Consider the following 25,002-nt stretch of genomic DNA (forward strand, 5'->3'; position numbering starts at 1 on the left):
GGGCGTCTGGCAAGCAGAAGCGTCCGTGGGTTTTACAGGTGGCGGTGATTTTACTTTTTTTTACCGAAGATTACCTGATGGGTTTATTGCTGCTGCGCAGGGCAGGCCTACAACAGGCCTGACTTGGCCGCCATGACCACCGCGGAGGTTTTGTTGTTGGCCCCCAGTTTTTTCATGGCGCTGCTGATGTGAAAGTTCACGGTACGGGTGCTCAGGCCCAGAATCATGCCGATGTCGGAAGCGATTTTACCTTCGGCAGTCCATTTCAATATCTCCAGCTCGCGACAAGACAGGCGGATGATATGAATCTCCAGCCGGTGATGAAGGTGGCAGCGCTCGAGCATGGCACTGTGCAGTTGGTTGCAGAGCCACAACACATTGGCAGCCTTATCTGAAAACTCGTCCTCGGTGACTGGCGTGCTTTTTCTGGCGAGGCTCAACATGCTCACAGCGCCATTGGGGTCGTGTACCGATTGCGACCAGCCATAGGTCAGCCCGCAGTTTTGCGTGGCTCTCCACTGGTCAGGCGTCTCACGAAAGACATCAGAACTCCAGATAATGGGCAGGATCGATAACTGGCAGTGGGTCAGCAGAGGTTTTTTTTGCGAGAGGTGACCTTTTTCATATCTATCGACATAGTCATTTGGATAGTTTGTAATTACTTTGCTATTCGTTGTGATGTTTCCAAGGCGAGGAATCATTCGAAAGAAGAAATAGTCAAAGCCGTATTCTTCTATTCGTTTGAGTGTGTTTGAACAGAGTTCAGCCTCGCTTATGCAAGAAAGGTAATGGTTTTTACTGATTGAATGATGTGCGGTCATAAGGCGCTCCTGCGGCCCGGCAGTAAGTAAGCGGTGTTGTGAGATAGCCCGTTAAGAAGATTTTAGGTGCTGTTTCGAATAATGCTAATTATTCGAAAGTAGGGGTTGGTATGTGAAAACTTTGTTAGTTGTAGAGGTGGGTGCTCATGTAATAACAGTATCTAATTATACGTTTTCGGGTGTTTCTATATAGCAGTTGCGTGGGGTTAACGGCACCGGATCCAAAAGCTCAATGCAAAGCTATCTTTCCGGCTGCAGTCCGGGCGGTGTTTGCGATGCGGCTGGATGCCGTAAAGCCATCACAAACCATCGGTTTTTCTCAGGCCCTCTTTGCGCGACACTAGGGCATTCGCCATTGGAGTGCCCCATGACTGCCACTGCAGAAAAATTCACCCAACAGACGCTTCTCGACGTCACACCGCTGACGCCCAGCCTGTTCACGTTGCGTACCACACGTGATCCGGGTTTTCGCTTTCGCGCAGGGCAATTCGCCAGGCTGGGGGTGACCAAGGCCGATGGCAGCACGGTGTGGCGCGCCTATTCAATGGTCTCTTCCCCCCATGACGAGTTTCTGGAGTTCTTTTCGATCGTGGTGCCAGGCGGGGAATTTACCAGTGAGCTCAGTCGCCTGGAAGTGGGTGACACCTTGTTGGTGGAGCGTCAGGCCTACGGCTTCCTGACTCTTGACCGCTTTGTCGACGGTCGTGACCTGTGGCTGTTGGCAACCGGCACTGGTATCGCGCCTTTCCTCTCGATCCTGCAGGATTTTGAGGTGTGGGAAAAGTTCGAGCGCATCGTGCTGGTTTACAGCGCCCGCCATGCCTGCGAAATGGCCTATCAGGAACTGATCGCCGGGCTATGCAGCCGTGAATACCTGGCCGACTATGCGCACAAATTTATCTACATACCGGTGGTTACCCGGGAGCAGGTACCCGGTGCATTGAACGGGCGTATTACTGCATTGATCGAAAATGGCGAACTTGAACACGCCGCAGGTATTGAATTGAGCAGTGAGCACTCACGGGCCATGTTGTGCGGTAACCCGCAAATGATCGATGACACGCGCAAGTTGCTCAAGGCACGGGACATGCAGTTGAGTCTGAGCCGCCGGCCAGGTCAAGTTGCTGTTGAGAACTATTGGTAGTTGTTTTGTATTGTGTGTGACATGAAAAAACAAAGGCGCCCCTGAGGGCGCCGTTGTTTTTATTGAGCACTTATGACCGGTTATTTTGAACTTTGAGCAAGTCGCGAATTTCGCCCAGTAGTTCCTCTTCTTTAGAGGGCAGCGGTGGTACGCTCGGAGCGACCGCCTCTTCGCGTTTCAGGCGGTTGATTGCCTTTACACCCATAAAGATAGCGAACGCGACGATGATAAAGTCGATCACGCTCTGGATGAATTTGCCGTAGGCCACAACCACTGCTGGCGCATCGCCAACGGCGGCTTTCAGCGTAATGGCCAGGTCACTGAAGTCGACTCCGCCAATCAGCAACCCCAGTGGTGGCATGACCACGTCCCCCACAAAGGACGAAACGATTTTGCCGAATGCCGCGCCGATAATGATACCGACGGCCATATCGACCACGTTCCCTTTGACCGCGAAGGCCTTGAACTCACTTATCACGCCCATAGGTTATTCCTTGTTACAGATGAGGTTGGTGGGTGCAGTGTAAATCAGCATGGCTGATCTTGCCCGTACAGCTGTTTGCGGGTAAGCAATCGACCCGTTTGGCCGTGAGAAGTTTTCTATTGGCTTTCACTACGCGATTGAATGGCGCAATACCAGACCTTTTTCTCAATGGCCGGCTTGAGACCTTTCTATTTAGAGTTTGCGTTGCATGCCTCTAGCCTTTGGTCAGCGCTCCATTGCGCAACCAATAACCAGAGGACTTACGCATGACCACCCCCCTAGGCTTCGGCGCGCTTTCACAGCGCCGCCTGCTGTGTGTATTAAGCGCCAGCCTGCTGTCGGTTACAGCCCAGGCCGCCACACTGACCCGTGACAACGGTGCCGCTGTCGGTGACAACCAGAACTCCCAGACGGCAGGGGCCAATGGTCCGGTTCTGCTGCAAGACGTGCAGCTGCTGCAAAAGCTGCAGCGTTTTGATCGCGAGCGTATCCCGGAGCGAGTTGTTCACGCTCGTGGCACAGGCGCACACGGCACGTTTACAGTCACCAATGACTTGAGCGACCTGACCAAGGCCAAAGTATTTGCCAAAGGCGAAACCACCCCGGTATTTGTGCGTTTCTCGGCCGTGGTACACAGCGCCCACTCCCCAGAAACCCTGCGTGACCCACGGGGTTTTGCCACCAAGTTCTACACCGCGGACGGCAACTGGGACCTGGTGGGTAACAACTTCCCCACCTTCTTTATCCGTGATGCGATCAAGTTCCCGGACATGGTTCACGCCTTCAAGCCTGACCCGCGTACCAACCTGGATGACGACTCGCGCCGTTTCGACTTCTTCTCTCACGTACCGGAAGCCACACGCACCCTGACCGAGCTGTACTCCAACGCGGGTACCCCCGCCAGTTACCGGGAAATGGATGGTAACGGTGTACACGCCTACAAACTGGTCAATGCCAAGGGGGACGTGCGCTATGTGAAGTTTCACTGGAAGAGCCTGCAGGGGTTGAAAAACCTTGATCCGAAACAAGTGACGCAGGTTCAGGGCCAGGACTACAGCCACATGACCAACGATCTGGTTACGCATATCAATAAGGGGGACTTCCCCAAGTGGGACTTGTATGTGCAGGTCCTCAAGCCTGAAGACTTGAAAACCTTTGATTTCGACCCGCTGGATGCCACCAAGATCTGGCCTAACGTGGCTGAGCGAAAAGTCGGGCAAATGGTCCTGAACCGCAACCCGGCCAATGTCTTCCAGGAAACCGAGCAGGTCGCCATGGCCCCGGCCAACCTGGTGCCAGGTATCGAGCCTTCCGAAGACCGTCTGTTGCAGGGCCGGGTGTTTTCTTATGCCGATACGCAGATGTACCGCCTGGGTGCCAATGCCATGCAATTGCCGATCAACGCCCCCCGGGTCGCGGTAAACAATGGCAACCAGGACGGCGCGATGAACCTGGGCCACACCACGTCGGGGGTGAACTACCAGCCAAGCCGCTTGATGCCGCGTGAAGAGCCGCAAGCTGCGCGCTACAGCGAAATGCCATTGGCGGGTACTACCCAGCAGGCGAAGATTCAGCGTGAGCAGAACTTCAAGCAGGCCGGTGATCTTTACCGTTCATTCAGCCAGAAAGAGCGTCAAGATTTGATTGAAAGCTTCGGTGGTTCGCTGGCAACTACAGACGATGAAAGCAAGCACATCATCCTGTCGTTCCTTTACAAGGCCGACCCTGAGTACGGCACTGGCGTAGCCAAAGTTGCCAAGGGCGATCTGAGTCGGGTCAAGGCGCTGGCTGCCAAGCTGGCGGATTAACCCGCAGCCCTCACCCCGACCCTCTCCCTTTGGGAGGGGCTGGGTGAGGGCTTTTGATTCAGGAGAGAAGCATGCGAACGTTTATTTCCCTGGTCTTGCTGTTTTTCAGCGGCCTGAGCCTGGCCGATGGGGCCGACACCCGGGGCCAGCTTCAGGATTACTTTTTTGATGCCGCCCGTCGTGGCGATGTATCAATGCTCGATACCTTTATCGAGTCCGGCTACACCCTCGATATTCAAGACAGCAAAGGCTATACCGCGCTGATTCTGGCTGCCTATAACGGCCAGCCCGAGGCGGTGGAGCATTTGCTCAAGGCAGGCGCCAATGCCTGCGTGCAGGACAAACGCGGTAACACGGCCCTGATGGGGGCGATTTTCAAGGGTGAACTCAAGATTGCCCACCGCCTGATGGCAGCCGACTGCAACCCTGATCAGCGCAATGGTGCAGGGCAGACGGCGGCCATGTATGCAGGCCTGTTCCAGCGGGTCGAGTTGCTCAAGGATTTATCCCGCAAAGGGGCTGACCTGAATGCCGTAGATGCATCGGGCAACAGTGCCGCTCGGCTGGCCAATGGCGAAATCCGCATGCCCGTAGCGCGCTGACCAAAGCCTAGTGGGCTATCATCGCGGTTTTTCCGTGGAGTTCAGATGGCCAAGCCCAAGCGCATTTACGGCTGCACCGAGTGCGGCGCAACTTTCCCCAAGTGGGCCGGGCAGTGCGGCGAGTGCGGCGTCTGGAACACCCTGGTGGAAACCATCGTTGAAAGCGGGGCTGCGGCGCCGCCCAGCGGCCGTACCGGCTGGACCGGACAACAGGCCCAGCTCAAGACCCTGGCTGAAGTCAGCATCGAGGAACTGCCGCGCTTCTCCACCGCTTCTGGCGAGCTGGATCGGGTGCTTGGCGGCGGTCTGGTGGATGGCTCGGTGGTGTTGATTGGTGGCGATCCGGGGATCGGCAAATCCACCATCCTGCTGCAAACCTTGTGTCAGATGGCTACACGCATGCCTGCGTTGTACGTCACTGGCGAGGAGTCCCAGCAGCAAGTGGCCATGCGCGCCCGGCGCCTGGGGCTGCCGCAGGATCAGCTCAAGGTGATGACCGAAACCTGCATTGAAAGCATCATCGCCACTGCCAAGCTGGAAAAGCCCAAGGTCATGGTCATCGACTCGATTCAGACCATCTTTACCGAGCAACTGCAATCGGCCCCCGGCGGCGTGTCGCAAGTGCGTGAAAGTGCGGCCTTGCTGGTGCGTTATGCCAAGTCCAGCGGCACGGCGATTTTCCTGGTGGGCCATGTGACCAAAGAAGGCGCATTGGCCGGGCCGCGGGTGCTGGAGCATATGGTGGATACCGTACTGTATTTCGAGGGTGAATCCGACGGGCGGCTGCGCTTGCTGCGGGCAGTGAAAAACCGTTTTGGCGCGGTCAACGAGCTGGGCGTATTCGGTATGACCGACAAAGGCCTGAAGGAAGTTTCCAACCCTTCCGCAATTTTCCTTACCCGCGCCCAGGAAGAAGTCCCTGGCAGTGTGGTGATGGCCACCTGGGAAGGGACTCGCCCGATGCTGGTGGAGGTGCAGGCGCTGGTGGACGACAGCCATATGTCCAACCCGCGGCGGGTGACCCTGGGCCTGGACCAGAATCGTCTGGCCATGTTATTGGCCGTATTGCATCGACACGGCGGTATTCCAACCCACGATCAGGATGTTTTCCTGAACGTGGTGGGCGGGGTCAAGGTGCTGGAAACCGCATCGGACCTGGCGCTCATGGCCGCCGTGATGTCCAGCCTGCGTAATCGTCCGTTGCCCCATGATCTGCTGGTGTTCGGTGAAGTCGGCCTGTCGGGTGAGGTGCGCCCTGTGCCAAGCGGCCAGGAGCGGCTCAAGGAAGCGGCCAAGCACGGTTTCAAGCGCGCCATCGTGCCCAAGGGCAATGCGCCCAAGGAGTCGCCGCCGGGGCTGAAAGTCATTGGCGTTACCCGTCTGGAACAGGCGTTGGATGCGTTGTTCGAATAAGCGTTCAAAGGTGTAAAAAATCTGCAAGGGTTGGGCGCGGTATCGGGCTGACAGCCTGGGACAGACAGCGGCGTTGCACGGAAAAAATGTGCAGCACCGCCTGCCAAAAAACCGCAAAAGAAGGCTCTAGACCAATGTTGGGGGCTGGTCTTTAAAGCCAGTAGCGCTAAACTCCGGGTGCAGTCTTTCTTGTCCAACTGGCCGGAATTAAAAAAATGAATAATAAAAATAGCCTGCTCCGCCACATCCCGTGGCTGGTGCTGGCAATTGTAGGAGCCTGCGCCCTTGGCGTAGTGGCATTGCGCCGGGGCGAGGCGATCAACGCCTTGTGGATTGTTGTGGCAGCTGTTGCCATTTATCTGGTTGCTTACCGTTATTACAGCCTGTTTATCGCCACCAAGGTGATGCAACTGGACTCCAGCCGCGCAACACCTGCGGTGCTCAACAACGACGGTCTGGACTATGTGCCGACCAACAAACACATTCTCTTTGGTCACCACTTTGCCGCCATTGCTGGCGCTGGCCCTCTGGTCGGGCCGGTATTGGCCGCGCAAATGGGTTACCTGCCGGGCACACTCTGGCTGATCGCCGGCGTGGTACTGGCCGGTGCGGTGCAGGACTTCATGGTCCTGTTCATGTCCACCCGCCGCAACGGTCGCTCCCTGGGCGATATGGTGCGTGAGGAAATGGGCAAGATCCCGGGCACCATCGCGCTGTTTGGCTGCTTCCTGATCATGATCATCATCCTCGCGGTGCTGGCGCTGATCGTGGTCAAGGCCCTGGCCGAGAGCCCGTGGGGCATGTTCACGGTGATGGCGACCATCCCGATCGCGATGTTCATGGGCATTTACATGCGCTACATCCGCCCGGGCCGCATAGGTGAAATCTCCATCGTCGGTGTGCTGCTGCTACTTGGCTCCATCTGGCTGGGGGGCCAGATTGCGGCGAGCCCCGAGTGGGCGCCGGTGTTCACCTTTACCGGTACGCAAATCACCTGGATGCTCATCGGCTACGGCTTTGTTGCGGCGGTTCTGCCGGTATGGCTGGTACTGGCACCTCGTGACTATCTGTCGACCTTCCTCAAGATCGGCACTATCGTTGCGCTGGCCATCGGCATCCTGGTCACCATGCCCGAGCTGAAAATGCCCGCGCTGACCCAGTTCACCGACGGCACCGGCCCGGTCTGGAAAGGCGGCCTGTTCCCGTTCCTGTTCATCACCATTGCCTGCGGTGCGGTATCGGGCTTCCATGCGCTGATTTCTTCGGGTACTACGCCAAAACTGCTGGATAACGAAAGCAACGCCCGTTATATCGGTTACGGCGGCATGCTGATGGAGTCCTTCGTGGCCATTATGGCGATGGTTGCTGCTTCGGTGATCGAGCCGGGTGTGTACTTCGCCATGAACAGCCCGGCAGCGATTGTCGGCGGTGACGTGGTTACCGTTGCGCAAAACATCACCAACTGGGGCTTTGCCATTACCCCGGATGCGTTGACCGCGCTGGCCAAGGACATCGGTGAAACCACCGTCCTGGCACGTGCCGGCGGTGCACCGACCCTGGCGGTGGGTATCGCGCAGATCCTGCACAACGTGTTGCCGGGTGAAAACACTATGGCGTTCTGGTATCACTTCGCCATTTTGTTCGAAGCCCTGTTTATCCTGACCGCAGTTGACGCCGGTACCCGTGCCGGTCGCTTTATGCTGCAAGACTTGCTGGGCAGCTTTGTGCCTGCACTCAAACGTACCGAGTCCTGGGGCGCCAACTTGCTGGCCACCGGCCTGTGTGTGGCGATGTGGGGCTACCTGCTGTATCAGGGCGTGATCGATCCACTGGGCGGCATCAACACCCTGTGGCCGCTGTTCGGTATCTCCAACCAGATGCTGGCGGGTATCGCGCTGATGCTGGCAACCGTTGTGCTGATCAAAATGAAGCGCCAGCGCTACATTTGGGTGACCATGCTGCCAGCCGTCTGGCTGCTGATCTGCACCACCGTGGCAGGCTTTATCAAGCTGTTCGACGCCAACCCGGCAGTGGGCTTCCTGTCCCTGGCCAACAAATACAGCACTGCGCTGGAAGCCGGCCAGGTGATTGCCCCGGCGAAAAACATCGACCAGATGCAACATGTGATCATCAACGCCTACACCAACGCCGGTCTGACCGTGCTGTTTCTGTTCGTGGTGTTCAGCATTCTGTTCTTTGCGATCAAAGTGGGTGTCGCTGCATGGGGCAGCAAAGAACGTACGGATAAAGAGTCGCCGTACCAAGCCATGCCAGATGCTTGATAGAGGGTTGCAACCATGTTCAATGACCTGAGTCGCCTCGGTAAATACCTCGGTCAGGCCGCACGCCTGATGGTCGGCATGCCCGACTACGACAACTACGTCGAGCATATGCAAACCAAGCACCCGGACAAGCCGGTGATGAGCTACGAGGCGTTCTTTCGTGAACGCCAGGAAGCGCGTTACGGCGGCAAGGGCGGGCCCAAGTGTTGTTAACCCGTCAGGGCTGAGCTGTATCTGACTGTGGGAGCGGGCTTGCTCGCGATAAGAGCGGCGCGGTGTGTCAGTGACACCGTGTCGCCTGAATCGCGAGCAAGGCCGCTCCCACATTTGTTTTGGCGTTATGTTTAAGGAGGCACTGCATGACCTCTCCAATCCCCGTCACCATTCTCAGCGGCTTCTTGGGGGCCGGTAAAACCACCTTGTTGCGTTATTTGCTCAAGGCAGAACACGGCCTGAAAATCGCCGTGATCGAAAACGAATTCAGCGATGCCGGGATCGACACCCAACTGTTGGGGGACGAGCCGGTGCAAGTCATGACCCTGGCCAATGGCTGTGTGTGCTGCACCATCCACACCGACCTGACCAAGGCGCTGTACCTGCTGCTTGAGCGTCTGGACAATGGCGAAATTGCCTTCGACCGCCTGGTGATCGAGTGCACCGGCCTGGCCGACCCGGCACCGGTGGCGCAAACCTTTTTTATCGATGAAGAGCTGCGCGAGCGTTATCTGCTGGACGGCATTATTACCCTGGTGGATGCAGCCCACGCCGATGTGCATTTGAGTCAGACCATTGCCCAGGCGCAGATCGGTTTTGCTGACCGCTTACTGGTGAGCAAGCGCGATCTGGTGGATGACGCCACCTTTGATGCCTTGAGCGAGCGTTTGACCCGTATCAACCGCCGGGCGCCGATCCGCGTGGTTGAGCACGGCAAGATCGATCTGGCCGAATTACTGGATGTGCGCGGGTTTAACCTCAACGCAGACTTGGGGGGTGGCCTGAGCTTGCGCCCGGTACAGCCTGCGGCCTCTATCGACCGTATCTCCAGTCTGGTGCTACGCACCGATAAGCCGCTGGATATCGACAGCCTTAGCGCCTTCATGAACGAGCTGCTGGAAGAGCACGGCAAGCAATTGCTGCGCTACAAAGGCGTGCTGAGCATTGCCGGTGAAGATCGCAGACTGGTGTTTCAGGGGGTGCTCAAGTTGTATGGCTTTGATTGGGACACCGAGTGGGCCGAAGGTGAAGCCCGTGAAAGTGTGATGGTGTTTATTGCCGATGATTTGCCAGAGGCCAAGATTCGCGAGGGTTTTGCCCGGCTTGGGGTTTGAGTGATAGCTGACCCTCTCCCTCCGGGAGAGGGTCAGGGGCTTTTGATTTTTTTGTCTTACTGCAATAACAGCTATTTCGCACAACTTCACGGTTGTAAAATCAATAGGACACATTTCTTTCAATAATATTTAAAAGAAATACCATTTTTTTATGTTCGGCTGTTTCGCCAAGATAGTAATGAGGTGAGCCCTTGGCTTTTCTTACGCCGATATACTTGTTGTTATGGGTTTTAAGTGTGATGAGGGTATGGGGTTCACTCAAGTTCCTCTCTGTCACTGTTCGGTTGTTTTGATCGAGTAGTGTGAAGGCAAGTGGATGCTTTAGTGTCGGACTTCTCGCATAGAGTATATCCATATGGTTCATGGCCAGCCGGTGCCGGTCATACTGGCCAGGGTGTTTGATATGTATTTCATAGCCCTTGGCGGTATGCCGGAAATAAAGCTTGAGCGTAGCCTTGATCCCGCCTGTGGCGTGGGCTTGAATGCCCAAGGCTGCGGAGTCGTCCCTCAACTGTGGTTTGCCGGAGAAGACACCGCCACTGCCCAGCAAGTCAGTTACTATGACCGACTGGCCATGAAGAGCCCCTAAAAGATGAAGGTTATGGTTCGGTATATGCAAGGTGGCGATAAAGGAGTGTTGCGAATCGTTAGTCATTGTCTGAACTCTGCAGTTGATAAGAATGCATAAATTCAGACTAGGCTGTTATTGTTCGGGGGGAGCGGCCAAGTGTTTCAAAATAACAGATGCAATAAAAAGCCCGGCTTGAAAGCCGGGCTTTTTATTCAGCTATTTGCGATCAGTTGCCGTATACCGGCAGCTTGGCGCAGATGGCTTTGACTTTCTCGCGAACGGCGTCGATAACGGCTTCGTTGTTGATATCTGCCAGGATGTCGCAGATCCAGCCAGCCAGCTCACGGCACTCTTCAACTTTGAAGCCGCGAGTGGTGACAGCTGGAGTACCGAAACGCAGACCCGAAGTGACGAACGGGGAGCGTGGATCGTTTGGTACGGAGTTTTTGTTTACGGTGATAAAGGCTTTGCCCAGAGCAGCGTCGGCGTCTTTACCGGAGATTTCCTGCTTGATCAGCGACAGCAGGAACAGGTGGTTTTCAGTACCGCCCGAAACCACGTCAAAACCGCGCTCGATAAATACCGAAGCCATGGCCTGAGCGTTTTTTACCACTTGTTGCTGGTAAGCCTTGAACTCTGGTTGCAGAGCTTCTTTGAAGCACACGGCCTTGGCCGCGATAACGTGCTCCAGCGGGCCGCCTTGCGAACCCGGGAAAACAGCCGAGTTCAGCTTTTTCTCGATGTCGGCGTTGGCCTTGGCCAGGATCAGGCCACCACGTGGACCGCGCAGGGTCTTGTGGGTAGTGGTGGTCACTACGTCAGCGAATGGAACCGGGTTCGGGTAAACGCCAGCAGCCACCAGACCGGCTACGTGTGCCATGTCCACGAACAGGTAGGCGCCAACCTTGTCCGCGATAGCGCGGAAACGTGGGAAGTCCAGAACCTGCGAGTAGGCAGAGAAGCCAGCCACGATCATTTTTGGCTTGTGCTCAACGGCCAGACGCTCAACTTCGTCGTAGTCGATCAGGCCATTGGCGTCGATGCCGTACTGGATGGCGTTGTACAGCTTGCCCGAAGACGAAACGCTGGCACCGTGGGTCAGGTGACCGCCGTGAGCCAGGCTCATGCCCAGGATGGTGTCGCCAGCCGACAGCAGGGCCAGGTAAACGGCGCTGTTGGCCTGGGAACCGGCGTGCGGTTGAACGTTGGCGTAATCGGCGCCGAACAGTTCTTTTGCACGGTCGATAGCCAGTTGCTCTACCACGTCTACGTATTCGCAGCCGCCGTAGTAGCGCTTGCCAGGGTAGCCTTCGGCGTATTTGTTGGTCAGAACCGAGCCTTGAGCTTCCATCACCGCTGGGCTGGTGTAGTTTTCCGAAGCGATCAGCTCAATATGTTCTTCCTGGCGCTGAGCTTCTTGCTCCATGGCGGCAAAAAGGTCGGCGTCGAACTTGGCAAGTGTCAAATCACGGCTGAACATGGCGGTCCTCAAGGATCGGGGGCAGAAAAGGAGGGCATTCTAACTCAATGGGTTTTATCTGGCATATGAATGCGATTCACGGTGAGCAACTATGAGCTTCAAGCTTGTAGATCCGCGCTTGCCGCTTGCAGTTGCTCCACCAATTGGCCCGCCGGCATCGGTCGCCCGAACAGATAGCCTTGCACTTCGTCGCAACCGTGTTCACGCAAGAAATCCAGCTGCTCGTGGGTCTCTACACCTTCGGCGATTACCGCAAGGTTCAGGCTGTGGGCCATGGCGATAATGGCCCTGGCGATTTGCGCGTCCTGCTCGCCGGAGGGCAGGCCGTCGACAAAGGTACGGTCGATTTTCAGTACGTCGATGGGGAATTGCTTGAGGTAGTTGAGCGACGAATAACCGGTGCCAAAGTCGTCCACGGCAATGCTCAGGCCGAGGTTTTTCAGGCTGGCCAGGATATGCAGCGCTTCGCTGACCTCGCGCATGAGGATGCTTTCGGTCAGCTCAAGCTCCAGGCAGGCCGGGGACAGGCCGGTTTCCTTGAGGATATTGGCAATGCGCGTACCCAACTGGCCGTCGGAGAACTGGCGCGCCGATATGTTGACCGAGACTTTGGGTACGCGAACCTTGGCCTGATGCCAGAGCTTGAGCTGGCGACAGGCCTCGGCCAGCACCCAGTCGCCGACTTCGACCACCAGCCCCAGTTCTTCGAGTACCGGGATAAAGTCGCCGGGTGGCACCAGCCCGCGCCTTGAGTGATTCCAGCGCAACAGTGCCTCAACGCCGGTCAGACGTTTGCCGTCGCCGCTGAACTGCGGCTGGTAATAAAGAATGAATTCCTGCTGCTCCAGGGCATGACGCAGGTCGCTTTCCAGTTCAAGGCGCTCAAGAGCGCTGGCGTTCATGTCTGCCTGGTAGAACTGGAAGTTATTTTTGCCGCGCTCCTTGGCGTGATACATCGCGGTATCGGCGTTTTTCATCAACTGGCTGAGTTCGTTGCCGTCTTGCGGGCTCAAGGCAATACCAATACTGGCGGTTACAAAGAACTCGCGGCTTTCGAGTACAAAGGGCTTTACCAGACTGGCGAGGATCTGTTCGGCCACATTGATAGCGCGGTTCAAGGCCTTCTGACGGGTGGTGCGAGGCTGCAGAAGCAGGGTGAACTCGTCACCGCCCATGCGCGCCACAGTATCGTCGTCACCCACACAGGCAAGCAGGCGGATGGCCATGTCCTTGAGCATGCGGTCGCCGGCTGCGTGGCCCAGGGAGTCGTTGATCGGTTTGAAGCGGTCGAGGTCAAGAAACATCAGCACCACCCACGACTTGTTGCGCTCGGCCTGTTGCAGCGCGGTGTGCAGACGGTCCTGGAACAGGGTGCGATTGGGCAGGTGAGTCAGGGCGTCGTAGTAGGCCAGGCGGTGGATTCGCTGTTCGCTGGCCTTGCGCTCGCTGATATCACTGAAGAAGCACACATAGCTGGCCAGATCGCCTTCATCATCGAGCACTGCCGTGATGCCGACCCAGGCCGGGTAGTGTTCGCCGTTCAGGCGCTTGAGCCAGACTTCACCCTCCCATGTGCCGTGCAAATGCAGTTGCTTGAGCACATAGGCGAGGTGTGCGCGTTGTTGGTCATCGACAGTGAGCATGCTTGGTAGCTGGTCGAGGACTTGTGCGACGGCGTAACCGCTGACCCGGCTGAAAGCCTCGTTGGCTTGCACGATATAGCCTGCAGGGTCGGTAATAAGGATGGCCGAGGTGGAGTGTTCAAAAACCGTGGCGGCCATGCGCAGGTCTTTTTCGGCACGGCGTTGCTGGCTCATGTCGCGACCAACACCCAGAATGCCTTCAAAACCGTCGTCTTCATCCCATACCAGCACCAGGCGCAGTTCGATGGGCACCTTGTGCCCGTCAGCGCGCAGGCAGTCGAACAGAAACAGCTGGGTTTGTACCTGGGCACGCAAAGCCGACAGTTGCTGGGGCTTGTGCAGTGCGCCACGGATACGCTCGATCAGGTTGTAGATACCCTCCAGCTGTTGCGGCGTGGCAATAATAGACTGCCAGCCATTGTCGAATACCCATTGTGCGTCATAGCCCAGTACAGTCTGTATGGAGGGGCTGAGGTAGTTCATGCGCAGCGAGCTGTCAGTGGAGAAAATCACGTCGCTGATGCTTTCGGCCAGCATCCGGTAGCGTTGCTCGCTGTCGCGCAATGACTCGCTGGCTTCGATCTGGTCGGTGATGTCCTTGGCCACCCCTACAATTCGCGAGACTTGATCACCGGTATGACGGGCAAAGGCTTGCTCACGGATGTCAAAGCGCCGCCAGGTGCCCTGCTGATGGCGAAACCGCAGTTGGCATTGCATCAGTTGCTTGTAGCCGTTTTCCTGCTGCTCTTTGCGCAACTGGTGATAGCGCTCGGCGTCTTCAGGGTGCAACAGCAACTCCCAGAAGTAAGCGCCCATTTCCTGCAGTTCAACAGCGCTATAGCCCAGGGTCTGGCCAAGGTGATGGTTGCTGAAAATGATCCGCTGGCTGATTACATTTTGTACATATAGATGGTCGGGAACGGTTCGCACCACATCGGACCAGAAGCTTTCGCGCTCTTGCAGGGACAGTTCGATCAACTTGCGGCTGGTGATATCACTGATGCTCAAAATGACTGCATGGTAGTCCTGCTGATCCACAGGCAGACGCAGCACCAGCCATAAGTGCTGGTCGCGACCGCTGGCATCGGTCAGTTTTATTTCCAGCTCAAGCTGTTGCTGCTGGTCGAGCACGGCCTCGACGACCTGATAGCCAATGGCTGAACTGCTCAGCGGGCAGCCGTTGATCAGCTTGTGCCAGGCACCTTCTCCTGAATCGACCTCCAGCAGTTGCATGGCTACCTGGTTGACTTCGGTGATGCGCAGTTGCTCGAATAACTGGCGACGATGTTCCGGATGATCGCTGAGCCAATGCTTGAGGACATCAGTGTCATGGAGTTTTTCGCGCTCAAGAAACCCTGGCAGGCTGGACAGGTCGAGCACGCAGAGGGCGACCCCGGTGCCTTCAAAAATATCGTGGTAACGCCGGCGGCCTTCATGCAACTGGCGCTGGCGGCGGCGCATGTTCAACAGCGCCATAATGGGCAGCAACGAAAACACCAAGCCGAGCAGGCATTTGCCGATCAGTCCGGGCAGTAGCTGCTCGATTGCCTGACGGTCATTGAACAGCCCGCGCAGTTGCCAGTCGCTGTGGCTGATAGCTGCCAGCAGTACGGTGTCGTCTTCATCGCGCTGGCTCAGGGCCGAGGGGGGCGAGACGTTTTTATCCGCGCGGCTGAGTACCTTGCGGGTCTGGCTGTTTTCCACCAGCCACTGCGGCCGGTTGCTGCTGTTGGCGTTCTGATGCGTGAGGTTTTGCAGCAGGTCCGGGCTCATGCGCAGCAGCCAGTAGCCGTCGATGGCGCCGCTGGGCTGGCGCAGCAACAGGTAGATGATGCTGGCATCACTGTTGTTGCTGAAGTAGTAACCTTCAGTGCGGTTGCGCGACGGGCTGCGTTTGACCCAGTCGGCCAGATACGCAGCGTCGGGGCTGGTCCCGGTACTGTCGAGCAACACTTCGCCGGCTGGACTGAGCAGGGCCAGGCTTTGCAGGGATGGCAAGGACTGGCCCAGTTGCTTGACCAGCGCCTGTTGCTGGCGCTGGTTTCTTGGCGACTTGTCTACGGGCAGCAGATTGAGCGCGGTTTCGGCCCGCAAGGCCATGCTCAGGCCGATATGGTCGGCCAGGTCGGCGCTGTAGTTGATGCTGGTCTGGCGCTCTTGCTGCAGGGTTTCCTGAAACTGCTCGACCAACAGCCAGAACAGCATCGCCAGCAGCAGTAAAACCAGGGTCGCCAATGCACTTTTCAACGTTCCGCGCACAGGTGTCCCGAGTAATTGGCTGGACGCTTTGACACGAGTGGGCGGGGTGACATTGGGCAACTTGTGATCCTGCGATTTGGCGGCAATGGCGCGAGGCCCCCTAAAGGCGCCAAGCATGCCTTGGGTTGTGGCAAAGTGCCAGTCCTCTGGTCTGCGCTGGTTTGCCCTGCATCACGCATTCAGGTAGATTCTGGGGTCTACATTTGTGCTTTTTCTGCGAGCAGGCATTGATCTCGATCAGTCCCTGACTTTCTGCTATGGCCTGATCCGGGCATTGCTCGCGCCTTATTCACCCGTCACTGACCCTAGGTTATCCATGGCTCAATACGTTTTCACCATGCATCGGCTGAGCAAAGTTGTTCCGCCGAAGCGGGAAATCCTGAAAAACATCTCCCTGTCGTTTTTCCCGGGGGCCAAAATCGGCGTACTCGGCTTGAACGGTTCGGGTAAATCCACCCTGTTGAAAATCATGGCAGGCGTTGACACCGAGTTCGACGGCGAAGCCCGTCCGATGCCGGACCTGAACATCGGTTACCTGCCGCAGGAACCGCAGCTGGATCCGAGCAAAACCGTACGCGAAGTGGTTGAAGAAGCCGTTAGCGTGATCAAGGACGCTCAGGCGCGTCTTGATCAAGTGTATGCCGAATATGCCGACCCTGATGCCGACTTCGACAAGCTGGCCGCAGAACAGGCCAAGCTCGAAGCGATCCTGCAAGCAAGCGACGGGCACAACCTTGAGCGCCAGCTGGAAGTTGCAGCCGATGCGCTGCGCCTGCCGGCCTGGGATGCCAAGGTAGAGCACCTGTCGGGTGGTGAGAAGCGCCGTGTTGCCCTTTGTCGCCTGCTGCTGTCGGCCCCGGACATGCTGCTGCTCGATGAACCGACCAACCACCTGGATGCCGATTCGGTCGCCTGGCTGGAGCACTTCCTGCACGACTTCCCGGGTACCGTGGTTGCGATTACGCACGACCGTTACTTCCTGGATAACGTAGCGGGCTGGATTCTGGAGCTTGACCGCGGTGCGGGCATTCCTTACGAGGGCAACTATTCGGGCTGGCTGGAAGCCAAGTCCGATCGTCTGGCCCAGGAATCCAAGCAGCAGTCGGCCCATGAAAAGGCCATGAAAGACGAGCTGGAATGGGTTCGCAAAGGTGCCAAGGCGCGTCAGTCCAAGTCCAAGGCCCGTCTGCAACGTTTCGAAGAACTGCAGTCGCAGGAATTCCAGAAGCGCAGCGAAACCAACGAAATCTACATCCCGGCCGGTCCGCGCCTGGGTGACAAGGTTATCGAGTTCAAGAACGTCTCCAAGGGTTACGGCGATCGCGTGCTGATCGACAACCTGTCGTTCGCCATGCCCAAAGGCGCCATTGTTGGCGTGATCGGTGGTAACGGTGCCGGTAAATCGACCCTGTTCCGCATGCTGATGGGCAAGGAACAGCCGGATTCGGGCAGCATCGAAATCGGTGAAACCGTGCAACTGGCGTGCGTTGACCAGAGCCGTGACGACCTGGATGGCAGCAAGACGGTGTTCCAGGCGATTTCTGACGGTTCCGATGTGATCCGTATTGGTAACTATGAAATCCCGTCGCGTACCTATGTAGGTCGTTTCAACTTCAAAGGTGGCGATCAGCAGAAGTTCGTCAAGGATCTGTCCGGTGGTGAGCGTGGTCGTCTGCACCTGGCCCTGACCTTGAAAGAGGGCGCCAACGTGCTGCTGCTCGACGAACCGTCCAACGACCTTGACGTTGAGACATTGCGTTCGCTTGAAGAAGCACTGCTGGACTTCCCTGGCGCCGCCATTGTGATCTCTCACGATCGGTGGTTCCTTGACCGCGTCGCGACTCACATCCTGGCGTACGAAGACGACTCGCAGGCGATCTTCTTCGAAGGTAACTACACCGAGTACGAAGCTGACCGTAAAAAGCGCCTCGGCGAAGCGGCTACCCTGCCGCACCGTGTGCGTCACAAAAAACTGGCCCAGTAAGGGCGGTTTGCATCACAGAACGGCGCCTTCGGGCGCCGTTTTTTTTGCGCATCACAAACCTTGCCCGCTCCCACAATGGGATTTTGGCGTTTATAAGTTGGTGCGAAACTGGGTACAAGAAGTATTTTTTTGGTGCGCAAAAGCCCGATAAATCGGTGCTATTTATATAAATGCACCATTTAAATTCATAACTGCGACATTTTGCGCTGTCGCGGTGCCACATGAATTGATAAAGTTCCGGTCAATCTCCGTTTAACGACAATAAATTTGCCGAGACTTACCATGATCGAATCCGTCGACCAGTTCCTTGCCCGCCTGAAAAAACGTGACCCGGACCAACCAGAATTCCACCAGGCAGTGGAAGAGGTCCTTCGCAGTCTGTGGCCGTTTCTTGAAGCCAATCCGCATTATCTGACTTCAGGGATTCTTGAGCGCATTTGCGAACCAGAGCGTGCGATCGTGTTCCGCGTTTCGTGGGTAGATGACGAAGGCAAAGTGCGGGTTAACCGCGGCTTCCGTATCCAGATGAACAGCGCCATTGGTCCGTACAAGGGCGGTCTGCGTTTTCATCCGTCGGTGAATCTGGGCGTCCTCAAGTTTCTGGCCTTTGAGCAAACCTTCAAGAACTCCCTGACCTCCTTGCCCATGGGCGGCGGCAAGGGCGGTTCGGACTTCAACCCCAAGGGCAAGAGCGACGCCGAAGTCATGCGTTTCTGCCAGGCCTTTATGAGCGAGCTGTATCGCCATATCGGTTCGGATGTTGATGTGCCAGCAGGCGACATCGGTGTCGGCGCCCGCGAAATCGGCTTTATGTTTGGTCAGTACAAGCGCCTGAGCAACCAGTTCACCTCCGTGTTGACCGGCAAAGGCATGAGCTACGGTGGCAGCCTGATCCGTCCTGAAGCTACTGGCTTTGGTTGTGTGTACTTCGCCCAGGAAATGCTCAAGCGCAGCGGTCAGCGCATCGACGGCAAGCGCGTGGCGATTTCGGGCTCGGGTAACGTGGCGCAATACGCCGCGCGCAAGGTCATGGACCTGGGCGGCAAGGTTATTTCGCTGTCGGATTCCGAAGGCACGCTGTATTGCGAAGCCGGTTTGAGCGAAGAGCAGTGGGAAGCGCTCATGGAACTGAAAAACGTCAAGCGCGGCCGTATCAGCGAGTTGGCGGGGCAGTTCGGGGTTGAATTCCTGGCAGGGCAGCACCCGTGGAGCCTGGCGTGTGATATCGCGCTGCCATGCGCTACCCAGAATGAACTGGACGCTGAAGCGGCCCGTACGTTGCTGGCCAATGGCTGCGTGTGCGTGGCTGAAGGTGCGAACATGCCGACCACCCTGGAAGCGGTCGATCTGTTTATCGAAGCCGGTATTTTGTTTGCACCGGGCAAGGCATCCAACGCCGGTGGCGTGGCGGTGAGCGGGCTGGAAATGTCGCAAAACGCCATGCGTCTGCTGTGGACGGCCGGCGAAGTGGACAGCAAGTTGCACAACATCATGCAGTCGATCCACCACGCTTGCGTGCACTACGGCGAGGAAAACGGGCGGATCAACTACGTAAAAGGCGCGAACATTGCCGGTTTCGTCAAAGTTGCCGACGCAATGCTGGCGCAGGGCGTGGTGTAACCCCATCCTGTGGGAGCGGGCAAGCCCGCTCCCACATTGGGGCTGTCTATTTTGCAAGCGTCTTGTGTTCAGCCAGTTCCTGTTCGATAAAGGCCGCGATCATGGCGCGGTAGACGCTTTCAGTGACGTCCGGGTTGGCGCCCAGCTCATCGGCCAACGTCCGCACCTTGCCAATCACCTGCTCAACCCGCTGCGGCGCCCTGACCGCATCGCTGTCTTTTTTAAACCGCGCCGCCTGCGATACGTAAGCCCCGCGCTCGGCGATCAGGCCGACAATCTGGTGATCCAGCCCGTCGATTTTCTCGCGCACCTGCTCGAGGGAATCACAATTAACAACCATGTCTTGAAAACTCCTTAGTAGTGATACCACTTCAGCTCCAGCATCACTTCGTTGATAGGGGTGGTCAGTTTGCTGAACTCACGCTGTGCGCTCAGGCGCAGACCAAGATTTCGCGAAACTTCCCATTGCTGATTAAGGCTCAGGCTACGACGGACTTCACCGTTGGTGAAGTAGTCGCCCTTGGCTTCCAGGCTCAGGTTGCCCACCGGGTTACGCCAAAGAAGCCCGGTATTGAAGCCCGCTGCCGGTGACACAAACGCCGCGAAGTCGTTGTTGTGCTCGATGCGTACCGTACCGAGAGCGAAACCGAGCATATTGTCCGCCAATTGCCAGGTGCCGCCTGCACCGCCATTGACATGACTGACCAGGTTTTCGTCGCCATGTTTGCCGAGTACCCGTTCCAGCCCGCCGCCCACTTGCCATGACCAGGGTTGCAGCAGGTCATTGCGCGGGGTCAGGGAGCGGATATTGGCCAGGTCCAGTTGTTGCACTTGCCACTTGTTGCCTTCGTACTGGCGCAGTTTCAGTTGCAGAATTTCAATCTGCGCGCCCAGGGGAAAGCCCGGTGCGTTGTCGTTGAGGTCGTGGTAAGCCATGCGCAGGCCATATTCGGCAAAGGCCTTGTCGTCACGGCTACCGGCGCCCAGCTGCCAGGTGCGCGACTCGTGGCCGTTTTCAGGCAGTTCGGGTTTGTCGACTTGCAGTTCTGGCGCGGGGTTCTGATTGATCGCCCGTAGCAGTTCGAAACTGCGCTGCGAGCGTGCAGGATCGCGCTCAAGGCCATTGGCCCGGTACCGCTCAAGCCGGTAAGCCGCGTCGATAATCAACGCCTGGCGCGCTTTGGGCAGCGCCTTGAAGGCCGGGGTTTGCAATTGGGCCTGATCGGCGCTGACCTGCAATACCCATTGCTGCTCTTCTGGATCGAGGGCCTTGGCCCGGTCCAGCAGCTCCCGTTCGCGGGACGGGCGGTACTCGATACTTTCAACCAGTCCGGCTTCCTTGACCGCTTTCACGGTGTCGGTGGGGATCGCGGTCAGCGGAAACTGGGTGGTCAGTTGCAGGCCCGGGCGGGCCACTTGCAGCAGCTCCAGCAGGCGGTAGGAGCAGTTTTCGTCGAAGAAGAAATAGTCGAACTGGATCTGTTTGAGTTCCCACACATGTTCAACCATGCGTTGGGTTTCTTCGGGTGTCAGATTAAGGCGGTATTCCCACAGGTCGCGGTTTTCAAGGCTCCGGTACTCCGAGAGTTTCTCTTGATAGGGCACCAGGGCGAACAGGCCCGGATAGCCACCGGCCAAGCCCTTCCAGGCGTACAGGATGCTGTTGTCGGAACCTTCGATATAGGCACCGAAGTTGATCGCGTAGCTGAGCAGGGCGGTCTTGTTGTCCTGCACATCGGCCTGGTCGATGCGTAACAGGGTATGGCCGAACATGGAGGACGGGCTGTTGAGGTAGGCCGCCGGGAAAATCATCACCGTGCTGTGGGGTGCCACGTCCTTGAACCATTGGCTGAACTCTGCGCATTCGGCCTTGGGCAGATCGGTCAGATTCAGTTGGGCCTTGAGCCAGCGGGTACGGGCCGGGTACACGCACTGCGGGTGTTTGTCGCCCAGGCTCAAGGGCGCATACAACGCCTCAACCGTGGCACGCAGTTCGGCATCAGGGTGATGGGCACCCTCGGCGGCGAGAAAGAATTTGTCGTCGCTGACATAGCTTCGCCAGCCGCTCAGCTTGCCGGCTTCGTAGTGCCCCAGCGAAATCCAGAAAGGGTCGTTGGCCAACTGCTGCACACGTTGATCGTCGATATGGGGTGCGGCATACAGCGGGGCGCAGGCACAGAGCGCCAGATAGGCAAGGCGTTTGAGCATGTTCGGCAACTGTTGTCAGACGAAGAGAAGTGAAGCAGGAGAATACCCGCTCCGAGAGGAGCGGGCGGGTCTCATTTACTTACGCCGCGGTGGCGTATTTGGCCAGGCGTGCATCGCCCTTGAGGATGGCCAGAGTATTGCTGTGTACGTCTTCAGCCGTGACATCGGCTTTGCTGAAGATTTGCTGGAAGTGCTCGTGGGTGACGGCGGCGAAATGCTCGCGGTCTTCAGGGGCGACGCCCAGTACCACCGCGTAGGTGGTCAGTGCTTCGCCATTGCCTTTGGCCATGTCTTCGGACAGCTCGTTCATCATGCCATTCATGGCAATCCACGATTTGCCGCCGTAAGTCAGGGCGTCCTTGGTGGTACAGCCGTTGGTGCCGGAGGTCATGCCGAAGGTGGCGTTGCCGGACGTGCCGTTTGTGGTGGATGCCAGGAAGTGGGCAGGAGTGCCGCGCTGGCCTTCAAACAGCATGTTGCCCCAACCGCAGTTAGGGCCGCCCGGTGCCTGGGCCATGGCGTTGAGGGAAACAACTGTAAAGAGAGTACCAAGAAGAATCCGTTTCATAAGCTTTGTTCTCTATAGGTATGCAACCAATGGACAAGGGTTTCTGGCCCTGAAGCGCCAGTACGGGCCGGTTATACCGTCCAGCCGCGTAACAGCTTGGAGTCTAGGCACGATCGGGGGGTTCCGTGGCTTTTTGTAAAACAATCGCTGTTGCTGCACATTTTTGGCCCCTAAACATTGGGGGGCGTGCTTTCCCGTGTTGTTCGCCTTGCCAGTGATGTACAGCCAGCGCCAGAATGCTGCCATCTGCCCCGCCCGATGTAAGGAAGCCCGATGCCTGATTCTGTTGCCACCAGCTTGCGTCTAGCGCCTGATGCGCTAACCCGTCCTTTTTCTGCTGAACAGTTCAGCTTCTCGAACACCAATGATCTGGAGCCTTTTCGCGGCATTCTCGGCCAGGAACGTGCGGTCGAGGCCTTGCAGTTCGGCGTGGCCATGCCACGTCCGGGTTACAACGTTTTTGTCATGGGCGAGCCGGGAACCGGTCGTTTCTCGTTCGTCAAACGCTACCTCAAGGCCGAGGGCAAGCGCCTGAAGTCGCCGAGCGACTGGGTCTACGTCAACAACTTCGATGAGCCCCGTGAGCCGCGAGCCCTGGAGCTGCCGTCCAGTAGCGCTGGTGCCTTTATTGGCGATATCAATCACTTGATCGACAACCTGCTGGCGACCTTCCCGGCAGTGTTTGAACACCCGACGTATCAACAACGCAAAAGCGCGATCGACCGCGGCTTCAATCAGCGTTACGACCGTGCGCTGGATGTGATCGAGCGTCTGGCCCTGGAAAAAGGCGTGGCGCTCTATCGCGACAGCAGCAACGTGGCATTTACGCCGATGAGTGATGGCAAGGCGCTGGATGAGGCCGAGTTTTCGCAATTGCCTGAGGCTGATCGTGAACGCTTCCATGAAGATATTTCCGAGCTGGAGGAGCGACTGAACGAAGAGCTGGCCAGTCTGCCGCAGTGGAAGCGTGAGTCGAACAATCAGCTGCGCCAACTGAACGAAGAAACCATCACCCTGGCCCTGCAGCCGTTGCTGTCGCCGTTGTCGCAAAAATACGCCGAAAATGCCGCGGTTTGCGGTTATCTGCAGGCGATGCAGGTTTACTTGCTGAAAACCGTGGTCGAGCAACTGGTTGACGACAGCAAGACCGACGCCCAGGCGCGCAAGCTGCTTGAAGAGCAGTACCTGCCGAGCCTGGTGGTAGGGCAGCCGCTAAGCGGCGGTGCGCCGGTAGTGTTCGAGCCGCACCCGACCTACGACAACCTGTTTGGCCGTATCGAATACAGCACCGACCAGGGCGCGCTCTACACCACTTATCGGCAGTTGCGTCCGGGCGCCTTGCACCGTGCCAATGGCGGCTTTTTGATTCTTGAAGCCGAGAAAATGCTCAGCGAGCCTTTTGTCTGGGATGCTCTCAAGCGTGCCCTGCAATCACGCAAGCTGAAGATGGAGTCGCCGCTGGGTGAAATGGGGCGCCTGGCCACCGTGACGCTCAACCCGCAGGTCATCCCCCTGCAGGTCAAGGTCATCATCATCGGTGCCCGCCAGCTGTATTACACGCTGCAGGACCTGGATCCGGACTTCCAGGAAATGTTCAGGGTTCTGGTGGACTTCGACGAAGATATCCCGATGGTTGATGAGAGCCTTGAGCAGTTTGCCCAGTTGCTCACTACACGCACTTCGGAAGAAGGCATGGCACCGCTGACCGCCGGTGCGGTGGCGCGGCTGGCGACCTACAGCGCGCGTCTGGCCGAGCACCAGGGACGTTTGTCGGCGCGTATTGGCGATCTGTTCCAACTGGTCAGCGAAGCGGACTTCATCCGTCACCTGGCGGGCGATGAAATGACCGATGCGGGTCATATCGAGCGTGCGCTCAAGGCCAAGGCCACCCGTACCGGACGAGTCTCGGCGCGTATCCTGGATGACATGCTGGCGGGGATCATCCTGATCGATACCGATGGCGCGGCCGTGGGCAAGTGCAACGGCCTGACGGTGCTGGAAGTCGGCGACTCGGCCTTTGGTGTGCCTGCGCGGATTTCCGCCACGGTGTATCCGGGCGGCAGCGGTATTGTCGATATCGAGCGCGAAGTTAACCTGGGGCAGCCTATCCACTCCAAGGGCGTGATGATTCTGACCGGATACCTGGGCAGCCGTTATGCCCAGGAGTTCCCGCTGGCGATTTCGGCCAGCATCGCGCTGGAGCAGTCCTACGGTTATGTCGATGGCGACAGTGCGTCGCTGGGGGAGGCCTGTACGCTGATTTCGGCACTGTCAAAAACCCCGCTCAAGCAGTGTTTTGCCATTACCGGCTCGATCAACCAGTTCGGCGAAGTGCAGGCCGTGGGTGGGGTCAACGAGAAAATCGAAGGCTTCTTCCGACTCTGCGAAGCACGCGGGCTGACAGGCGAGCAGGGCGCGATCATTCCGCAGGCCAACGTGGCTACCCTGATGCTGGACGAGAAGGTGCTGCAGGCAGTGCGTGATGGCAAGTTCCACGTCTATGCCGTGCGTCAGGCCGATGAGGCCCTGAGTTTGCTGGTGGGTGAGCCTGCGGGAGAGCCGGATGCAGAGGGACAATTCCCGGAAGGCAGCGTCAATGCCCGGGTAGTCGAGCGGTTGCGGGTGATTGCTGAAATGATCAACGACGACGACCTCAAGGAAGCCGAAAAGGAGTTGCTGGCGGAAGCCCTGGCAGCGAAAAAACCGGCCTGATCCCTTAAAGCGAAACCTGTGGGAGCGGGCTTGCTCGCGATGCGAACGACGCGGAGGAATGGTTACACCGCGGCA

The 25,002-nt window shown here is 57.5% G+C and carries 18 protein-coding genes; 10 read left to right on the forward strand and 8 right to left on the reverse strand.

Translation table 11 applies throughout. The features are described from left to right. Window positions 1–107 precede the first annotated feature (107 nt). Complete coding sequence (locus V6L81_RS06905; protein WP_338660576.1) at window positions 108–821, reverse strand: LuxR family transcriptional regulator; 714 nt, start codon at window positions 819–821, stop codon at window positions 108–110. A 367-nt stretch (window positions 822–1,188) separates the two neighbouring features. Here V6L81_RS06905 and V6L81_RS06910 point away from each other — a divergent pair, with 367 nt between their 5' ends. Beyond that, window positions 1,189–1,965 carry a ferredoxin--NADP reductase gene (locus tag V6L81_RS06910; protein ID WP_094999367.1) on the forward strand — a complete coding sequence of 259 codons (777 nt, stop codon included), beginning with the start codon at window positions 1,189–1,191 and terminating at the stop codon, window positions 1,963–1,965. A gap of 70 nt (window positions 1,966–2,035) precedes the next feature. On the opposite strand, the gene mscL is transcribed toward V6L81_RS06910, so the two are convergent. Further along, on the reverse strand, window positions 2,036–2,449 hold the full coding sequence (gene mscL, locus V6L81_RS06915) for a large-conductance mechanosensitive channel protein MscL (RefSeq protein WP_338660577.1): 414 nt from the start codon (window positions 2,447–2,449) through the stop codon (window positions 2,036–2,038). 266 nt (window positions 2,450–2,715) lie between these two features. Between mscL and katB the strand changes: the two genes are divergently transcribed. From katB to yjiA, 6 genes are all read left to right on the forward strand, one after another. Then, window positions 2,716–4,257 carry a catalase KatB gene (gene katB / locus V6L81_RS06920; RefSeq protein WP_095018387.1) on the forward strand — a complete coding sequence of 514 codons (1,542 nt, stop codon included), beginning with the start codon at window positions 2,716–2,718 and terminating at the stop codon, window positions 4,255–4,257. 71 nt (window positions 4,258–4,328) lie between these two features. After that, on the forward strand, window positions 4,329–4,859 hold the full coding sequence (locus tag V6L81_RS06925) for an ankyrin repeat domain-containing protein (RefSeq protein WP_095021252.1): 531 nt from the start codon (window positions 4,329–4,331) through the stop codon (window positions 4,857–4,859). Window positions 4,860–4,904: 45 nt separating this feature from the next. Next, on the forward strand, window positions 4,905–6,272 hold the full coding sequence (gene radA, locus V6L81_RS06930; RefSeq protein WP_083369766.1) for a DNA repair protein RadA: 1,368 nt from the start codon (window positions 4,905–4,907) through the stop codon (window positions 6,270–6,272). Window positions 6,273–6,487: 215 nt separating this feature from the next. After that, window positions 6,488–8,554 carry a carbon starvation CstA family protein gene (locus V6L81_RS06935; protein ID WP_094999363.1) on the forward strand — a complete coding sequence of 689 codons (2,067 nt, stop codon included), beginning with the start codon at window positions 6,488–6,490 and terminating at the stop codon, window positions 8,552–8,554. 15 nt (window positions 8,555–8,569) lie between these two features. Further along, window positions 8,570–8,767: a YbdD/YjiX family protein gene (locus V6L81_RS06940; protein ID WP_007937254.1), complete on the forward strand. Its 198-nt coding sequence runs from the start codon at window positions 8,570–8,572 to the stop codon at window positions 8,765–8,767. A gap of 146 nt (window positions 8,768–8,913) precedes the next feature. Next, on the forward strand, window positions 8,914–9,882 hold the full coding sequence (yjiA, locus tag V6L81_RS06945; RefSeq protein WP_094999362.1) for a GTPase: 969 nt from the start codon (window positions 8,914–8,916) through the stop codon (window positions 9,880–9,882). A 100-nt stretch (window positions 9,883–9,982) separates the two neighbouring features. On the opposite strand, the gene V6L81_RS06950 is transcribed toward yjiA, so the two are convergent. The 3 genes from V6L81_RS06950 to V6L81_RS06960 form a co-directional block, all read right to left on the reverse strand. After that, window positions 9,983–10,537 (reverse strand): hypothetical protein, encoded by a 555-nt coding sequence (locus V6L81_RS06950; RefSeq protein ID WP_095018384.1) that lies wholly within the window; start codon window positions 10,535–10,537, stop codon window positions 9,983–9,985. A gap of 142 nt (window positions 10,538–10,679) precedes the next feature. Then, window positions 10,680–11,933, reverse strand: coding sequence for a serine hydroxymethyltransferase (gene glyA, locus V6L81_RS06955; protein WP_088378929.1), 1,254 nt, complete (start codon window positions 11,931–11,933; stop codon window positions 10,680–10,682). Between the two features lie 98 nt (window positions 11,934–12,031). After that, complete coding sequence (locus V6L81_RS06960) at window positions 12,032–15,895, reverse strand: EAL domain-containing protein (protein WP_338660578.1); 3,864 nt, start codon at window positions 15,893–15,895, stop codon at window positions 12,032–12,034. A 256-nt stretch (window positions 15,896–16,151) separates the two neighbouring features. Here V6L81_RS06960 and ettA point away from each other — a divergent pair, with 256 nt between their 5' ends. Next, window positions 16,152–17,819 carry an energy-dependent translational throttle protein EttA gene (ettA, locus tag V6L81_RS06965; protein WP_094999360.1) on the forward strand — a complete coding sequence of 556 codons (1,668 nt, stop codon included), beginning with the start codon at window positions 16,152–16,154 and terminating at the stop codon, window positions 17,817–17,819. Between the two features lie 282 nt (window positions 17,820–18,101). After that, window positions 18,102–19,439, forward strand: coding sequence for an NADP-specific glutamate dehydrogenase (gene gdhA, locus V6L81_RS06970; RefSeq protein ID WP_094999359.1), 1,338 nt, complete (start codon window positions 18,102–18,104; stop codon window positions 19,437–19,439). Window positions 19,440–19,485: 46 nt separating this feature from the next. Here gdhA and V6L81_RS06975 read toward each other — a convergent pair whose 3' ends face one another. From V6L81_RS06975 to V6L81_RS06985, 3 genes are all read right to left on the reverse strand, one after another. Continuing rightward, window positions 19,486–19,779 carry a chorismate mutase gene (locus V6L81_RS06975; RefSeq protein ID WP_095021253.1) on the reverse strand — a complete coding sequence of 98 codons (294 nt, stop codon included), beginning with the start codon at window positions 19,777–19,779 and terminating at the stop codon, window positions 19,486–19,488. Between the two features lie 14 nt (window positions 19,780–19,793). Then, entirely contained in the window at window positions 19,794–21,647 is a 1,854-nt protein-coding gene (locus tag V6L81_RS06980) for a DUF4105 domain-containing protein (RefSeq protein WP_094999357.1), read from the reverse strand. 79 nt (window positions 21,648–21,726) lie between these two features. Continuing rightward, the gene (locus tag V6L81_RS06985; protein ID WP_029611228.1) at window positions 21,727–22,215 is read right to left on the reverse strand and encodes a DUF3015 domain-containing protein; all 489 of its coding nucleotides are present in this window, start codon (window positions 22,213–22,215) and stop codon (window positions 21,727–21,729) included. A 273-nt stretch (window positions 22,216–22,488) separates the two neighbouring features. Here V6L81_RS06985 and V6L81_RS06990 point away from each other — a divergent pair, with 273 nt between their 5' ends. Continuing rightward, complete coding sequence (locus V6L81_RS06990; protein ID WP_094999356.1) at window positions 22,489–24,927, forward strand: Lon protease family protein; 2,439 nt, start codon at window positions 22,489–22,491, stop codon at window positions 24,925–24,927. Window positions 24,928–25,002 lie beyond the last annotated feature (75 nt).

The organism is Pseudomonas bubulae (genome assembly GCF_037023725.1).
Taxonomy (GTDB): domain Bacteria; phylum Pseudomonadota; class Gammaproteobacteria; order Pseudomonadales; family Pseudomonadaceae; genus Aquipseudomonas; species Aquipseudomonas bubulae.

Coding starts and splice junctions, on each gene's coding strand:
- V6L81_RS06905 (WP_338660576.1), bottom strand. CDS start 821: ATGACCGCACATCATTCAATCAGTAAAAACCATTACCTTTCTTGCATA.
- V6L81_RS06910 (WP_094999367.1), top strand. CDS start 1,189: ATGACTGCCACTGCAGAAAAATTCACCCAACAGACGCTTCTCGACGTC.
- mscL (WP_338660577.1), bottom strand. CDS start 2,449: ATGGGCGTGATAAGTGAGTTCAAGGCCTTCGCGGTCAAAGGGAACGTG.
- katB (WP_095018387.1), top strand. CDS start 2,716: ATGACCACCCCCCTAGGCTTCGGCGCGCTTTCACAGCGCCGCCTGCTG.
- V6L81_RS06925 (WP_095021252.1), top strand. CDS start 4,329: ATGCGAACGTTTATTTCCCTGGTCTTGCTGTTTTTCAGCGGCCTGAGC.
- radA (WP_083369766.1), top strand. CDS start 4,905: ATGGCCAAGCCCAAGCGCATTTACGGCTGCACCGAGTGCGGCGCAACT.
- V6L81_RS06935 (WP_094999363.1), top strand. CDS start 6,488: ATGAATAATAAAAATAGCCTGCTCCGCCACATCCCGTGGCTGGTGCTG.
- V6L81_RS06940 (WP_007937254.1), top strand. CDS start 8,570: ATGTTCAATGACCTGAGTCGCCTCGGTAAATACCTCGGTCAGGCCGCA.
- yjiA (WP_094999362.1), top strand. CDS start 8,914: ATGACCTCTCCAATCCCCGTCACCATTCTCAGCGGCTTCTTGGGGGCC.
- V6L81_RS06950 (WP_095018384.1), bottom strand. CDS start 10,537: ATGACTAACGATTCGCAACACTCCTTTATCGCCACCTTGCATATACCG.
- glyA (WP_088378929.1), bottom strand. CDS start 11,933: ATGTTCAGCCGTGATTTGACACTTGCCAAGTTCGACGCCGACCTTTTT.
- ettA (WP_094999360.1), top strand. CDS start 16,152: ATGGCTCAATACGTTTTCACCATGCATCGGCTGAGCAAAGTTGTTCCG.
- gdhA (WP_094999359.1), top strand. CDS start 18,102: ATGATCGAATCCGTCGACCAGTTCCTTGCCCGCCTGAAAAAACGTGAC.
- V6L81_RS06975 (WP_095021253.1), bottom strand. CDS start 19,779: ATGGTTGTTAATTGTGATTCCCTCGAGCAGGTGCGCGAGAAAATCGAC.
- V6L81_RS06980 (WP_094999357.1), bottom strand. CDS start 21,647: ATGCTCAAACGCCTTGCCTATCTGGCGCTCTGTGCCTGCGCCCCGCTG.
- V6L81_RS06985 (WP_029611228.1), bottom strand. CDS start 22,215: ATGAAACGGATTCTTCTTGGTACTCTCTTTACAGTTGTTTCCCTCAAC.
- V6L81_RS06990 (WP_094999356.1), top strand. CDS start 22,489: ATGCCTGATTCTGTTGCCACCAGCTTGCGTCTAGCGCCTGATGCGCTA.